Consider the following 14,706-nt stretch of genomic DNA (forward strand, 5'->3'; position numbering starts at 1 on the left):
TGCAGCTTGATTGCCTGCCGGCTTCTTCGAGGGCCGGAATTATACATGTCTCTCCTCATCGCAAGAGGGCAATTTCCAGGGTCGCAATTAATGCCAGCTGATATTCCCAGTCTTTCCCAAGCTTCTGCGGCCATGGCCCTGGCGCGCGCCGGTGTTTCCGCAGGGCAGATATTCCAGCTCCTGCAACCGATGAAAAACCTGGTTGCGCCGGGGGAAGCCGTGACCGCGGAAGTGGTCAACCTCAAGCAGACCGGGGACCAGACCTACCAGTTGCTGCTCAAACTGATCCAGGGTAACGGCACCCAGAGCATGGTCCCGGTGACTAGCACGCTGCCCCTGACACCCGGCACCAGCCTGACTGTCACCCAAGCATCGGCCAATACGCTGAGTCTGTCCTTGCAGCAGATCAATAATGCGCTCAATAGCGTGCTGACGCGCCTGGACACGCAGAAACTCCCGGTCGGGACCCTGCTCCAGGCCAAGGTCCTGACCAGCCAAGTGGTGACCGACACTCTGGCCCAGCTCAGTGGCCAGCCTGCGGCTCAGCCGGGTTCTACAGCGCAGAATGCGCAGAACGCCGCCCTGTATCGCTCAATCGTGGTTCTGCTCAATACTGCCCAGGCCGGGACCACCCTGAGCATCGAAAGCCCGCGGCCGTTGCCCATCGGCAGCCTGCTCAACGCTCAGGTCCAGGGTAGTCAGAGCCTGAATTTCGTGCCCCTGAGCACGGGTCTGGACCAGCTTGCCGCCACCCAGCAACTGGCCACCCAGCAAGGGCGCCAGGGCTCACTGGACGTACTGATCAATGCTCTGCAGACCCTGCAGAACAACGCAGCAGCCAGCGTCCCGGCGAGTCTCACCGGCAGCGCCGCGCCGACCGCACTGCCCGCAGCGGTGCAGGACAGCATCGACCAGTTACTGGCAGATCTGCCGGATATTCAGCAGATGACCACGGCCAAGGGCGTCGCTCAGGCAATCAGTGCCAGCGGCACCTTCATGGAGGCCAAACTGCTGGCCGGCACCGACCCGATGCAGTCGCCGGACTTGAAGGCCAACCTGAGCCGGCTGATCGCACAGATCCTGCCAGGCCTGCCGGACAACACCAGTTACGACGCCGTCGCCGCCTCAAACATGCTGGCGCGGATGATGCCTGCGGTGATCCGCAGCGCCCTCGGCACCCTGGGCCAGGTGGCCGAACGCCCGCAAATGATCAACTTCCCCCTGCCTTCGCGCTCGGTTATCGCGGGCGAAAAGGATGATCTGGAGATGTTGCTCAAGCTCGCAGCAGCCGCCGTTTCACGCCTGCAGAGTCATCAACTGGGCGGGCTGGAACAGACCCGTACCCACGCCGACGGCACCCAGACCAGCACCTGGCAGATGGAAATCCCCATGCGTAACGGTCAGGACGTCGTGCCGTTGCAGGTCCGTATGCAGCGCGATGACGTGCCGGAGCAGGAACAAAAGCCGGACGGCGAAGGTAATGAAAACCGCGATACCCGTGAGAAGCTGTGGAAGATTGAACTGGCGTTCGACCTCGACCCGCTCGGGCCATTGCAGGTGCAGGCACAATTGCTGCGCGGCAGCCTGTCGACCCAGATGTGGGCCGAGCGCTCTGACGCTGCGGATCTGATCTCCCGGGAGCTGGGTTATCTGCGCGAACGCCTGATAGCCTCGGGCCTGACAGTCGGTGAACTGGCCTGCAACCAGGGCAAGCCGGCCCAGGGCCCGCGTACCAAACTTGAACAACGCTGGATTGACGAGACCGCCTGATGAGCAGCAGCGACACTACCCCGCGCCAGGCCATTGCCCTGACCTATGACGGCGTCCAGGCCCCGACGCTGTCGGCCAAGGGCGACGATCAACTGGCCGAAGCCATCCTGGCCATTGCCCGGGAAGCTGAAGTGCCGATCTATGAGAATGCGGAGCTGGTCAAGCTGCTGGCGCGCATGGAGCTTGGCGACAGCATTCCCGAGCCGCTCTATCGCACCATCGCCGAGATCATCGCCTTTGCGTGGCACCTGAAGGGCAAGTTCCCCGAAGGCCGCGACCCGAATGCGCCGCCAATCGAGCGGGATATCACGCCGGGGGCTTAACCGCAATGAGAATCTCGGGGCGAGGATTGTGGGAGCGAATTCATTCGCGAAGAGGGCAGTACATTCGACTGATCTTTGTCGTCTGGAATACCGCTTTCGCGAATGAATTCGCTCCCACAACGCACTCTGACATTTCGCTCTAAAAGAACGAGCTACTCCGTCGTATTCCGATGCAGCTTGCTCATCAGCTCGGCTTCGGCCTGAGTCAGGCCACAGGCCTGGGTCAGTTCGTCGACGCTGGCGCCCATGCCGACCAGGCGCGCTGCCTGAGCGAAGGACAAGGAAGAAGGGTCGCGCTGTTCAAGCGCAGTCAGCTTGTCGGGCAAGGGTGCAACCGTCGCCCGTAACTCGTGCAGATCCTGCCCCATGCGTATCGTGCCATTCTGGAAATTGTCCACACGACGGGCCAATTCACGATAACGCTGGTCGCGCAGGGCGTCGCGTTCGTCACGCTCGTTGTCGAGCTTACGCTGCCGCTTGCCCTGGGACAGGAACATCACCAGCGTCGCGATCCAGAGCACAGCCAGGACCGCGACGACTACCTCGAGAATCAATCAGATGTTCTCCAGCTCGGACCACTCTTCTTCGGACATCATCTTGTCCAGCTCGACCAGAATCAGCAGCTCGCCGTTCTTGTTGCAGACGCCCTGGATGAACTTGGCCGATTCGTCGTTGCCCACGTTTGGCGCGGTTTCGACTTCCGACTGACGCAAGTAAACCACTTCGGCAACACTGTCGACCAGGATACCGACGACCTGCTTGTCGGCCTCGATGATGACGATACGGGTGTTGTCGCTGACTTCCACTGGCGGCAGGCCGAAGCGCTGACGGGTGTCGATCACGGTAACGACGTTACCGCGCAGGTTGATGATGCCCAGCACGTAGCTTGGTGCACCCGGAACCGGCGCGATTTCGGTATAGCGCAGCACTTCCTGAACCTGCATCACATTGATGCCGTACGACTCGTTGTCCAGGCGGAAGGTCACCCACTGCAGAATGGGATCATCGGAACCTTGTGCAGACGACTTCTTCATACCCCTTACCCCTTACGTTCGTGCTGTGCGGGCGACGCGGTTAACGCCGTCCCATGATTATTTGATCTTGTGCATCTGCTTGACCGCGCCACTGGCAATCAACTCTGCCAACTCGGCAACATCCAGCAGCGCACACATATGTTCGATCACTGTACCGGCCAACCATGGCCTTTGGCCACGATGAGCGCGCCATTTAATTTCTTCCGGGTCCAGGCGCAACGAGCGACTGACCTGATGTACTGCCAGCCCCCACTCGTAACCCTGGACCGATATCACATACTGCAAGCCCTGGCGGAAATCGTCGCGATAACGATCCGGCATGATCCAGCGCGCCGTATCCAGCACCTTCAGGTTGCCCGCCTGGCTCGGCAGAATCCCGAGGAACCAGTCCGGCTGGCCGAACAACGGCGTCAATTCATGGCCTGCCAGGGAGTAAATCGACCCCAGGCACACCAGCGGCACCGCCAGGGTCAACCCGGCGACGTCGAACAACAGGCACTCGAACGGCTCGGACGCCCACTCGGGGCGCTCACTGCCCGTCGCCGGTGGCGGCGGCGGTATACGCTGCATCTGCGTCGGCAGGTGCACTTCCACTACCGGCTCCACCAGCGCCACAGTCGGCGTCGGCGTGACCACGGCCTCGGCAACCTTCACCGGCGCAGGCACCGCCAGCGGCATATCGAGCCGTACCGCTGGCTTGACCTTGACCTCGACCGGCGGCGCCACCGGCACCGCGACAGCCACCGGAGCAGGTGCCGCTACGGCAACTGCGACAGGGCTGACCACTGGCGCCAGCATGCGCGCGTCGTGGGCCATCTCTTCCCGTACCGCAGCCTCGAACTCATCGAAGCCATCGGGCTCGACCAGTTGCGTTTCGACGACGGCCAAATCTTCGGTCGCGTCCTGAAGCAGGGCATCCAGATAGGATTGCAGCGCCAATTGCGGGCGCGTGGCCGTATCGACAGGACGTTCCGTTGGGCGCTGATTCATGACAGTACCCGCCAAAGATTGCAGCCACTTGCTGACGTTATCGGCTGCATCGACACCTGACTTGAATGTCTGCACGCAACGTCAGGTAATAAAGTTCTCAGGTCCACTTCAAGCCACCTGCGCTGCGGCGAGTTGTTCAGAGAGCAAATGCTTGAGCAAGGCCCGGTAAGCCAGGACACCGCGACTCTTGTTGTCGAACTGCGACGGCGTCACGCCGTTGCGGCTGGCATCGCGCAAACGGGTATCGACAGGAATATAGGCTTTCCAGACATGCTCGGGAAAACTGTCGCGCAGCAGCTTGAGGGTACCCATGGACGCTTGCGTGCGCCGATCGAACAGGGTCGGGACGATGGTGTAGGGCAACGGTTGCTTACGCGAACGGTTGATCATCGCCAGGGTGTTGACCATACGCTCCAAACCTTTGACGGCAAGGAACTCGGTCTGCACCGGAATGACCAATTGTTGACTCGCCGCCAGGGCGTTGACCATCAAGACACCCAGCAACGGCGGGCTGTCGATGATGGCGTAATCGAAATCTTGCCATAGCTGCGCCAGGCTTTTGGCGATTACCAGGCCGAGGCCACCCTGCCCGGGCGTCTGACGCTCCAGGGTCGCCAGAGCGGTGCTCGATGGCAGCAGGGAAATACGCTCGTCACTGGTAGGCAACAGCAATTGCCCCGGCAAGTCCTGGGGCACTATGCCCTTGTGCAGAAACAGGTCGAAAGCACTGTGTTCCAGAGTATCGGGGTTGTGCCCGAAATAGCTGGTCATGGAGCCATGCGGATCGAGATCGACAACGATCACGCGCTTGCCCGCCTCTGCCAGCAGGCCCGCTAACGCGATGGAGGATGTGGTCTTGCCCACTCCGCCTTTTTGATTGGCTACTGCCCAGACTCTCATTGTGCTTTTTCCTCCCGCCATGGCCATCGCCAAAACGAGAAACGACCTATGGGGCGGGTGACGGAGAATTGACGGTCCTGTTCGGTATCGTCGGCTTGAGTGGCGTCGGTGCAGTTTGTGTGCCAGCACGCTTCAACGCCGCATCCGGCTGTGCATTGGCCGCTCCGGTACCGGTCAAGCTACGACGAACTTCAAGATTACGCGAGATCACCAGTACGACCCGGCGGTTGCGGCCACGCCCTTCCGCAGTGGCATTGGAGGCCACCGGCTGGAACTCGCCATAGCCCACTGAAGCCATGCGTGCGGGGTTGATCCCTTCCATCGCGAGGATCCTGACAATACTGGCCGAGCGCGCCGAAGACAGCTCCCAGTTGGTCGGGTACTGCGAAGTATTGATCGGTTGATCGTCAGTGAAACCCTCGACGTGGATCGGGTTGTCGAAAGGTTTAACGATCTTCGCCACTTTCTCGATGATGGTGAATGCATTGTCGCTGGGCATGGCATTGCCACTGCCGAATAACAGGCTCGAATTCAGTTCGATCTCGATCCACAGCTCGTTGCCACGCACGGTGAGCTGGTTGGACTTGATCAGGTCGCCGAAGGCATCGCGCACATCGTTGGCGATAGATTGCAGCGGATCGGACGACTTCTGGCCGATCCCGGCGTCAGTCTGCTCACTGTCCTTGACCAGGGGTTCGGCGGGCTTGACGGTGTGGGGGCGATTGTCACCGATAGGGATCGGCTTGGTGCTTTTCTCGACATCGTTGAAAACCCCGACCAGCGCCTCGGAGAGAATCTTGTATTTGCCTTCATTTAGGGACGAAATCGAGTACATCACCACAAAAAAGGCAAACAGCAGGGTAATGAAGTCCGCGTAGGACACCAGCCAGCGTTCGTGATTCTCATGTTCTTCGGGCGGTCGACGTCTGGCCATGAGCCCTACTCCATGAAGCCTTGCAGCTTGAGTTCGATGGAGCGAGGGTTTTCACCTTCGGCAATGGACAGCAACCCTTCCAGAAGCATCTCGCGGTAGCGCGACTGGCGCATGGCGATGGACTTGAGCTTGTTGGCAATGGGCAACAGGATCAGGTTGGCCGAGGCCACGCCGTAGATGGTGGCAACGAAGGCCACGGCGATGCCGCTACCCAGCTGGCTCGGATCGGCCAGGTTGCCCATCACATGGATAAGACCCATGACCGCACCGATGATGCCCACGGTCGGCGCATAGCCGCCCATGCTCTCGAAGACTTTGGCCGCATGGATATCGCGGGTTTCCTGGGTGATGAAATCCACTTCCAGGATGCTGCGGATCGCCTCGGGCTCGGCGCCGTCGACCAACAGTTGCAGGCCTTTGCGGGCATAGTCGTCAGGCTCGGTGTCGGCAACCGACTCCAGGCCCAGCAAACCTTCCTTGCGCGCGGTCATGCTCCAGTTGATTACCCGGTCGATACCGGCCGGCAGATCGATGCGTGGCGGAAACAGAATCCACAGCAGGATCTGCACGGCGCGCTTGAACGAGCTCAGTGGCGTCTGCAACAGCGAAGCCGCCAGGGTCCCGCCGAGGACGATCAGGGCAGCCGGACCGTTAAGCAGAGCGCCAACATGTCCACCCTCCAGAAAGTTGCCGCCGACAATTGCCACGAACGCCAGGATGAGGCCAATCAGGCTGAGTACATCCATCAGATACAGGCCTCGACCAGGTGCTTACCGATTTCGTCCAGGCTGTACACCGCGTCGGCAAGGTCCGCTTTGACGATGGCCATGGGCATGCCGTAGATCACGCAGCTGGCTTCATCCTGAGCCCAGATATGGCTGCCGCCCTGCTTGAGCAGACGCGCGCCTTCACGGCCGTCAGCGCCCATGCCGGTGAGAACCACCGCCAGCACTTTGTCGCCGTAGGATTTGGCCGCCGAGCCAAACGTGATGTCCACGCACGGTTTGTAGTTCAGACGCTCGTCACCGGGCAGGATTTTGATCGTGCCGCGGGCATCGACCATCATCTGCTTGCCGCCGGGTGCCAGCAACGCCAGGCCGGGACGCAAGACGTCACCATCCTCGGCTTCCTTGACGCTTATGCTGCACAGCTTGTCCAGACGCTCGGCAAAGGCCTTGGTGAAGGCCGCAGGCATGTGCTGGATCAGTACGATAGGCGCCGGGAAACTGGCAGGCAGTTGAGTCAGAACCCGTTGCAGCGCCACCGGGCCACCGGTGGAGGTACCAATCGCTACCAGCTTGTAGGCCTTGCGCTTGGGCGCAGGCGATGTTGGCGCATGGTGCGCGGCAGGCGCTGCATGATGAGCATGGCTGTGGCTGCTGGCAGCCGGTGCCGGGGCGGCGGTGCGCGACGGGATAGTCCGCGCCGGGGCTGGCGCAGCCGTCCTGGCTGCTGGCGCGGCCGCAGCAGGTGCCGCAGCCGGAGCCGGAGCGTTGAAGCCGCTGAAACGACGATTACTGCGCGAGATGCTGTGAACCTTCTCGCACAGCAGCTGCTTGACCTTCTCGGGGTTGCGCGAGATGTCTTCGAAATTCTTCGGCAGGAAATCCACCGCGCCGGCATCCAGGGCGTCCAGCGTGACGCGGGCACCTTCGTGGGTCAGCGAGGAGAACATCAACACCGGGGTGGGACTGCGTTGCATGATGTGGCGGACAGCGGTAATGCCGTCCATCATCGGCATTTCGTAGTCCATTGTGATCACATCCGGCTTTAGCGACAGCGCTTGCTCAATCGCTTCCTTGCCATTGGTCGCCGTACCGACGACCTGGATGTTGGGGTCCGAAGAGAGAATTTCCGTAACACGGCGGCGGAAAAAACCGGAATCATCCACCACCAGGACCTTGACTGCCATAAACACTCCAAAGGGCGCCACGGGCAGCACTCAGGCTGCCCGCGCTCCCAGAATCAAATACGCCGTGCGGCGTAACGCTTGAGCATGCTCGGTACATCGAGGATCAAGGCAATACGGCCATCACCGGTAATGGTGGCGCCCGACATACCCGGCGTACCTTGCAGCATCTTGCCCAGCGGTTTGATTACCACTTCTTCCTGGCCGACCAACTGATCGACGACAAAGCCGATGCGTTGGGTGCCGACCGAGAGGATCACTACATGGCCTTCGTGCTGTTCCTCGTACGCCGCCGAGCTGATCAGCCAGCGCTTGAGGTAGAACAGTGGCAACGCCTTGTCGCGCACGATGACCACTTCCTGACCGTCGACGACGTTGGTAGTGGACAGGTCCAGATGGAAGATCTCGTTGACGTTGACCAGTGGGAAGGCGAACGCCTGGTTGCCCAGCATGACCATCAGCGTCGGCATGATCGCCAGGGTCAGCGGCACCTTGATGACGATCTTCGAGCCCTGGCCCTTGGTCGAGTAGATATTGATCGAGCCGTTAAGCTGGGCGATTTTGGTTTTCACCACGTCCATGCCCACGCCGCGTCCGGAGACGTCGGAAATCTCGGTCTTGGTCGAGAAGCCCGGGGCGAAGATCAGGTTGTAGCAGTCGCTGTCGCTCAGGCGATCGGCTGCATCCTTGTCCATCACACCGCGCTTGACCGCAATGGCACGCAATACAGCCGGGTCCATACCCTTGCCGTCATCGGAGATAGACAGGAGGATATGGTCACCCTCCTGCTCCGCCGACAGTACGACCTTGCCGCCCCGTGGCTTGCCCGAGGCTTCGCGTTCTTCCGGGGTTTCGACACCGTGGTCGACCGCATTGCGCACCAAGTGGACCAGCGGGTCGGCCAGGGCCTCGACGAGGTTTTTGTCCAGGTCGGTCTCTTCGCCAACCAGTTCCAGGTTGATTTCTTTCTTCAGTTGCCGCGCCAGATCACGAACCAGTCGCGGGAAGCGCCCGAAAACCTTCTTGATCGGCTGCATGCGCGTCTTCATGACCGCGGTCTGCAGGTCAGCCGTTACCACGTCAAGGTTGGACACCGCCTTGGACATGGCTTCGTCGCCGCTGTTGAGCCCCAGACGTACCAGGCGGTTACGCACCAGTACCAGCTCGCCGACCATGTTCATGATTTCGTCGAGACGGGCTGTATCAACCCGTACCGTGGTCTCGGCTTCCGACGCCGGTTTTTCCGGTGGCGGAGCCGCAGCAGCGGCAGGCGCGCGGGCAGGTGCCGGAGCTGCAGCAGGTGCGGCAGCCTTGGCCGGTTCTGCCTTGGCAGCGGCTGCTGGCGCGGCGGCCGGAGCCGGCTTGGCAGCAGGAGCGGCGGCAGCGGCGGCCGGTTTGGCCACCGCTGCTGGCGCGGCTACCGCAGCAGGCTCGAACTTGCCCTTGCCGTGCAGCTCATCGAGCAGGTTTTCGAATTCATGGTCAGTGATTTCATCACTGGCCTTGCCGCCAGCAGCAGGGGCAGTCGCAGCAGGTGCGGCGGCGACTACGGGTGGTGCTGCCGCTGCGGCATCAAAGGAACCCTTGCCGTGCAACTGATCAAGCAAGGCTTCGAATTCTTCGTCGGTAATATCACCCGACTCGGTGGCACCGGCAGCCGGAGCAGCAGGCTTGGCTGCAACCGGTGCAGCAGACACCGCATCCGGGGCAAACTGGCCCTTGCCGTGCAACTGGTCAAGCAGGGATTCGAATTCGCTGTCGGTGATCTCGTCACTGCCAGCCGCAGCCGGAGCCGCCGCTACAGGCGCGGCAGGAGCTGCCGCTGCAGCCTTGGCCGCATCGAGAGAGTCGAGCAGTTGCTCGAATTCATGATCGGTAATTTCGTCGGAAGCAGCCTCGACGGGAGCCTCTTCAACCACGGGCGCCGCCGCAACCGGTTCCGGTTCTGCAGCAACGTCCGCCGAAGCCGGTTCCGCCAGGCGAGCCAGGGCAGCCAGCAGCTCAGGGGTGGCAGGCGTGACGTCCGTGCGCTCACGCACCTGACTGAACATGCCGTTCACCGCATCGAGTGCCTCAAGGACCACGTCCATCAATTCCGAGTCAACGCGACGCTCACCCTTGCGCAGGATGTCGAAGACGTTCTCGGCGATGTGGCAGCACTCCACCAGCTCATGGAGCTGGAGGAAGCCGGCGCCCCCTTTTACAGTGTGAAAACCGCGAAAAATTGCATTGAGCAGGTCTGCGTCATCCGGTCGGCTTTCCAGCTCGACCAATTGTTCAGACAACTGCTCCAGAATCTCGCCGGCCTCTACCAGAAAATCCTGAAGGATCTCTTCATCGGCGCCGAAGCTCATTGGGGTGCTCCCTAAAATTAACCGTCAACAGACCTAGAAGCCCAGGCTCGATAGCAGATCGTCTACATCGTCCTGTCCCGATACAACGTCTTCACGCTTATCGGCATGAATCTGCGGACCTTCACCCTGGGACAGATGTTTTTCTGGATCATTTTCTGCGCGGATCGCTTCTTCGTCGTGTTGTATGCCCGCGAAACGATCGACCTGACTGGCCATCAGCACCAGTTTGAGCAAGTTGCTTTCAACTTCCGTGACCAACTGCGTGACCCGCTTGATCACCTGACCGGTGAGGTCCTGGTAATCCTGGGCCAGCAGAATGTCATTGAGATGAGCGGCGACCAGTGTTGTTTCCTTCTCGCTGCGCGACAGAAAACCGTCCACTTTGCGTGCCAACTCGCGAAACTCTTCGGCGCCGATTTCCCGGCGCATGAAGCGTCCCCAATCCTTGCTCAATTCCCTGGCATCACCGCTGAGGCCATGCATCAGCGGTGTACTTTGCTCCACCAGATCCATCGTACGGTTGGCGGCGCCTTCCGTCAGCCGGACAACATACGACAGGCGTTCGGTGGCATCAGTGATCTGAGACACTTCCTCGGCTTGCGGCATGTGCGGGTCAATCTGAAAATTGACAATCGCACTGTGCAGCTCACGGGTCAGTTTGCCGACTTCCTGATACAGGCCGCGGTCTCGGGTCTGGTTAAGCTCATGGATAAGTTGCACGGCGTCGCCGAACCGGCCTTTTTCAAGGCTGCTCACCAACTCCTTAGCATGTTTCTTCAGGGTCGACTCGAAGTCGCCCATTGACGAATCTTTGTGCTCCATAGCGCCCTCGCGGCCTACATCAGCTATTTACGCGCTCAAAGATTTTTTCGATCTTTTCTTTCAGCACCTGAGCAGTAAACGGCTTGACCACATAACCGTTCACACCGGCCTGTGCGGCCTCGATAATCTGTTCCCGCTTGGCTTCGGCAGTCACCATCAACACCGGCAAGTGACGCAGGCGTTCATCGGCACGCACCTGGCGCAGCAGATCGATACCGGACATGCCAGGCATGTTCCAATCGGTCACGAGAAAGTCAAAGGCGCCACTTTGCAGCATGGGCAGGGCTGTTACCCCATCGTCTGCTTCAGACGTGTTGGTGAACCCCAGATCACGCAACAGGTTTTTAATGATCCGCCGCATCGTTGAAAAGTCATCAACGATGAGGATTTTCATGTTCTTGTCCAATTCGACCTCCAAGCAGTCTTTAACGCATTCAGTACCTGAACGCGCTGTTAAATCTAATACCGGCACAGCTCACCGGCTGCACTAAACGACGACGGGCTTGGCAAATAACAGGTGTCGAGCCCAAGGGCAACTACATTTGAAGGTCCCCCGCGACCCGCTCCTGTCTTTCTATCTTCTTACCACGCAACGCTTTGCACAGCCGACCCACAGATTCGACGACACCCAAGGCCTCGCCAGAGATCTGTCAGCGCGCTCGCCACTCCCCCAAACGCCCTCGCAAACGAGCTGCGCACTGGCTGTGTAACTGGCTGACACGCGATTCGCTGACCCCCAGGACCTCACCGATTTCCTTGAGGTTCAGCTCCTCGTCATAGTACAGCGCCAACACCAGCCTCTCACGCTCCGGCAAGTTGGCAATCGCGTCTGCCAACGCGGCCTGGAAACGCTCGTCTTCCAGATCGCGCGACGGTTCAAGTGATCCACTTGCGCCGTCCTCGTGCAGCCCCTCATGTTCACCGCCGTCCTGTAACAGGTCGTCGAAACTGAACAGGCGACTGCCCAAGGTATCATTCAAAATCCCGTAATAATCATCGAGACTCAATTGGAGTTCGGCAGCAACCTCGTGATCTTTAGCGTCACGACCGGTTTTCGCTTCAATTGAGCGAATTGCGTCACTGACCATGCGTGTATTTCGGTGAACCGAGCGTGGCGCCCAGTCTCCTTTGCGCACTTCGTCGAGCATCGCACCCCGTATGCGAATGCCCGCATACGTCTCGAAACTGGCACCCTTGGTGGAGTCGTACTTGGTCGACACTTCCAGCAGGCCGATCATGCCGGCCTGGATCAGGTCCTCGACCTGAACGCTGGCAGGCAGACGGGCCAGCAAGTGATAGGCAATACGCTTGACCAGAGGGGCATAGCGCTCGATCAGCTCATACTGCGAATCCTTGGATGCCTTGCTGTACATACGATAGCCACTCGCTGTCATTGAACCGGTCCCGCGCTGGTCTGATGGACAAGGCGTTCGACGAAGAACTCCAGGTGCCCACGAGGGTTGGCGGGCAACGGCCAGGTATCGACCTTCTGGGCAATGGCCTTGAACGCCAGTGCACATTTGGAGCGCGGGAAAGCCTCATAAACGGCGCGCTGCTTCTGCACAGCCTTGCGCACACATTCATCGTAGGGCACGGCACCGACATATTGCAGGGCTACGTCAAGAAAACGGTCAGTAACCTTGGTCAGCTTGGCGAACAGGTTGCGCCCTTCCTGCGGGCTCTGGGCCATGTTGGCCAGGACCCTGAAACGATTCATGCCGTAGTCGCGGTTGAGCAGCTTGATCAGAGCGTAAGCATCGGTGATGGACGTGGGCTCGTCACACACCACCAGCAGTACTTCCTGAGCTGCGCGCACGAAGCTGACCACCGACTCGCCGATCCCGGCGGCGGTGTCGATCACCAGCACGTCCAGGTTGTCACCGATATCGCTGAACGCCTGGATCAGGCCGGCATGCTGCGCTGGCGACAGGTGAACCATGCTCTGGGTGCCGGAGGCGGCCGGCACGATGCGAATGCCGCCAGGGCCCTGCAAGAGCACGTCGCGCAGCTCACAGCGGCCTTCGATGACATCGGCAAGCGTACGTTTGGGCGTCAGGCCCAGCAGTACATCGACGTTCGCCAGGCCAAGGTCGGCATCCAGCAGCATCACGCGCCGGCCGAGCTCAGCCAAGGCCAGTGAAAGGTTCACTGACACGTTAGTCTTACCGACGCCACCCTTGCCGCCGGTCACCGCGATCACCTGTACGGGATGCATGCTGCCCATGTTATCTCTTTACCTTGTCTTGCTTAGACCGAAGCCACGTTGCGGGCTGCACGTTCAATGAAGAACAGTGCCTGGCAGACCATCGATGCAGATACATTCCTGTGTATTGCCTCACTCAGCCCACTCTCTTGCTGGGGTTGTGATACAGATCGGCAAACATGTCAGCCATCGCTTCCTCGCTAGGCTCTTCCTGCATCTGCACATTCACCGCACGGGTCACCAACTGGTGCCGACGGGGCAGATGCAGATCGTCTGGTATACGCGGCCCATCGGTAAGATAGGCCACGGGAAGTTCGTGACTGATCGCAAGGCTCAGCACTTCGCCAAGGCTTGCGGTCTCGTCGAGTTTGGTCAGGATGCAACCGGCCAGGCCACAGCGCTTGTAGCTGTGATAGGCGGCCGTCAGCACCTGCTTCTGGCTGGTAGTGGCCAGGACCAGATAATTGCGTGCCTTGATGCCGCGACCGGCCAGGCTTTCCAGTTGCAGACGCAGGGCCGGGTCGCTGGCCTGCAGGCCGGCGGTATCGATCAGCACCACGCGCTTGCGCAGCAGCGGCTCCAGCGCCTGAGCCAGGGACTGGCCCGGATCGACGTGGGTCACCGGCACATTGAGAATGCGGCCCAGGGTCTTGAGCTGCTCCTGGGCGCCGATACGGAAACTGTCCATGCTCACCAGGGCGATGTTCTGCGCGCCGTACTTGAGCACGTAACGCGCCGCCAGCTTGGCCAGCGTAGTGGTCTTGCCCATGCCGGCAGGACCGACCATGGCAATCACGCCCGCCTCTTCCAGCGGTTCGATTTCCGGCACCACGATCATCCGCGCCAGATGCGCCAGCAGCAGGCGCCAGGCCTGACGCGGCTCATCGACATCCGGAATCATGGCCAGCAGGTCGCGCGACAACGGGCCGGACAGGCCGATACGTTGCAGGCGGCGCCACAGGTTGGCCTGCTGCGGGCGGCTGCCCTGCAACTGGGTCCAGGCCAGAGAGCCGAGCTGGACTTCCAACAGCTCACGCAGACCATTGAGTTCGGAACGCATGGATTCGTAGGCGCGCTGACCACCCGCTGGTTGCGCAGCAGCAGGCGCGCTGGAATAGGTAAGCGGACGAGGCGGCTCTTCGAGGGTCGGCTCGATATGGGTATCAGTGGCGTCCAGCGGCAGCCCGGCGAACAACTGGCGGTTGGTCGCGCCAACTTCACCACGGTTGTTCAGCTCGGCCTGGGCGGTGACGATGCGCGACTGAGTCTTGCGCAGCTCGTCTTCGAGTTCCATGTTCGGTACACGCGGCGCCAGCGCCGAGAGTTTGTAATCCAGCGCGGCAGTCAGCTCGACACCTCCGGCAATACGCCGGTTGCCGATGATGGCCGCTTCAGCGCCCAGCTCATCACGAACCAGTTTCATGGCCTGACGCATATCGGCGGCGAAAAATCGCTTAACTTGCATGA

Annotated in this window: 15 protein-coding genes; 2 read left to right on the top strand and 13 right to left on the bottom strand. The window is 60.5% G+C overall.

The annotated features are described in order from the left end of the window. Positions 1-90 precede the first annotated feature (90 nt). Entirely contained in the window at positions 91-1,770 is a 1,680-nt protein-coding gene (locus M2401_RS20065; RefSeq protein ID WP_259105399.1) for a flagellar hook-length control protein FliK, read from the top strand. Beyond that, on the top strand, positions 1,770-2,093 hold the full coding sequence (locus M2401_RS20070) for an EscU/YscU/HrcU family type III secretion system export apparatus switch protein (protein WP_259105400.1): 324 nt from the start codon (positions 1,770-1,772) through the stop codon (positions 2,091-2,093). The genes M2401_RS20065 and M2401_RS20070 overlap by 1 nt, the downstream gene beginning before the upstream one ends. A 152-nt stretch (positions 2,094-2,245) precedes the next feature. Here the strand turns inward: M2401_RS20070 and M2401_RS20075 are convergent, their stop codons facing one another. The 13 genes from M2401_RS20075 to flhF all read right to left on the bottom strand — a co-directional run bounded on the left by M2401_RS20075 (position 2,246) and on the right by flhF (position 14,704). Then, positions 2,246-2,647, bottom strand: a complete 402-nt coding sequence (locus tag M2401_RS20075) for a DUF2802 domain-containing protein (RefSeq protein ID WP_259105401.1) — start codon at positions 2,645-2,647, stop codon at positions 2,246-2,248. Then, positions 2,648-3,127, bottom strand: a complete 480-nt coding sequence (locus M2401_RS20080) for a chemotaxis protein CheW (protein WP_259105403.1) — start codon at positions 3,125-3,127, stop codon at positions 2,648-2,650. A 57-nt stretch (positions 3,128-3,184) separates the two neighbouring features. Further along, entirely contained in the window at positions 3,185-4,117 is a 933-nt protein-coding gene (locus M2401_RS20085) for a CheW domain-containing protein (protein ID WP_259105404.1), read from the bottom strand. 108 nt (positions 4,118-4,225) lie between these two features. Next, positions 4,226-5,017 (bottom strand): ParA family protein, encoded by a 792-nt coding sequence (locus M2401_RS20090; RefSeq protein WP_259105406.1) that lies wholly within the window; start codon positions 5,015-5,017, stop codon positions 4,226-4,228. A gap of 46 nt (positions 5,018-5,063) precedes the next feature. Next, positions 5,064-5,951 (bottom strand): flagellar motor protein MotD, encoded by an 888-nt coding sequence (gene motD / locus M2401_RS20095; RefSeq protein ID WP_259105407.1) that lies wholly within the window; start codon positions 5,949-5,951, stop codon positions 5,064-5,066. A 5-nt stretch (positions 5,952-5,956) separates the two neighbouring features. Continuing rightward, the gene (locus M2401_RS20100) at positions 5,957-6,697 is read right to left on the bottom strand and encodes a flagellar motor protein (protein WP_259105409.1); all 741 of its coding nucleotides are present in this window, start codon (positions 6,695-6,697) and stop codon (positions 5,957-5,959) included. Further along, positions 6,697-7,863 (bottom strand): chemotaxis response regulator protein-glutamate methylesterase, encoded by a 1,167-nt coding sequence (locus tag M2401_RS20105; protein WP_259105410.1) that lies wholly within the window; start codon positions 7,861-7,863, stop codon positions 6,697-6,699. Before M2401_RS20105 ends, M2401_RS20100 begins: the two co-directional genes overlap by 1 nt. A 53-nt stretch (positions 7,864-7,916) precedes the next feature. Continuing rightward, complete coding sequence (locus M2401_RS20110; RefSeq protein ID WP_259105412.1) at positions 7,917-10,214, bottom strand: chemotaxis protein CheA; 2,298 nt, start codon at positions 10,212-10,214, stop codon at positions 7,917-7,919. A 33-nt stretch (positions 10,215-10,247) separates the two neighbouring features. After that, positions 10,248-11,036, bottom strand: a complete 789-nt coding sequence (locus M2401_RS20115) for a protein phosphatase CheZ (protein ID WP_259105413.1) — start codon at positions 11,034-11,036, stop codon at positions 10,248-10,250. Between the two features lie 19 nt (positions 11,037-11,055). Beyond that, on the bottom strand, positions 11,056-11,430 hold the full coding sequence (locus M2401_RS20120; RefSeq protein WP_259105415.1) for a chemotaxis response regulator CheY: 375 nt from the start codon (positions 11,428-11,430) through the stop codon (positions 11,056-11,058). Positions 11,431-11,686: 256 nt separating this feature from the next. Continuing rightward, positions 11,687-12,430 (bottom strand): RNA polymerase sigma factor FliA, encoded by a 744-nt coding sequence (gene fliA, locus M2401_RS20125; protein ID WP_259105417.1) that lies wholly within the window; start codon positions 12,428-12,430, stop codon positions 11,687-11,689. Continuing rightward, a complete protein-coding gene (gene fleN / locus M2401_RS20130) occupies positions 12,427-13,260 on the bottom strand; it encodes a flagellar synthesis regulator FleN (RefSeq protein WP_259105418.1) in 834 nt (277 codons plus the stop codon). The genes fliA and fleN overlap by 4 nt, the downstream gene beginning before the upstream one ends. Positions 13,261-13,375: 115 nt before the next feature. Then, positions 13,376-14,704 carry a flagellar biosynthesis protein FlhF gene (gene flhF / locus M2401_RS20135; RefSeq protein ID WP_259105420.1) on the bottom strand — a complete coding sequence of 443 codons (1,329 nt, stop codon included), beginning with the start codon at positions 14,702-14,704 and terminating at the stop codon, positions 13,376-13,378. Between the last annotated feature and the right edge of the window lie 2 nt (positions 14,705-14,706).

It is taken from the genome of Pseudomonas sp. JUb42 (genome assembly GCF_024807945.1).
In the GTDB taxonomy this organism is placed as follows: Bacteria; Pseudomonadota; Gammaproteobacteria; order Pseudomonadales; family Pseudomonadaceae; genus Aquipseudomonas.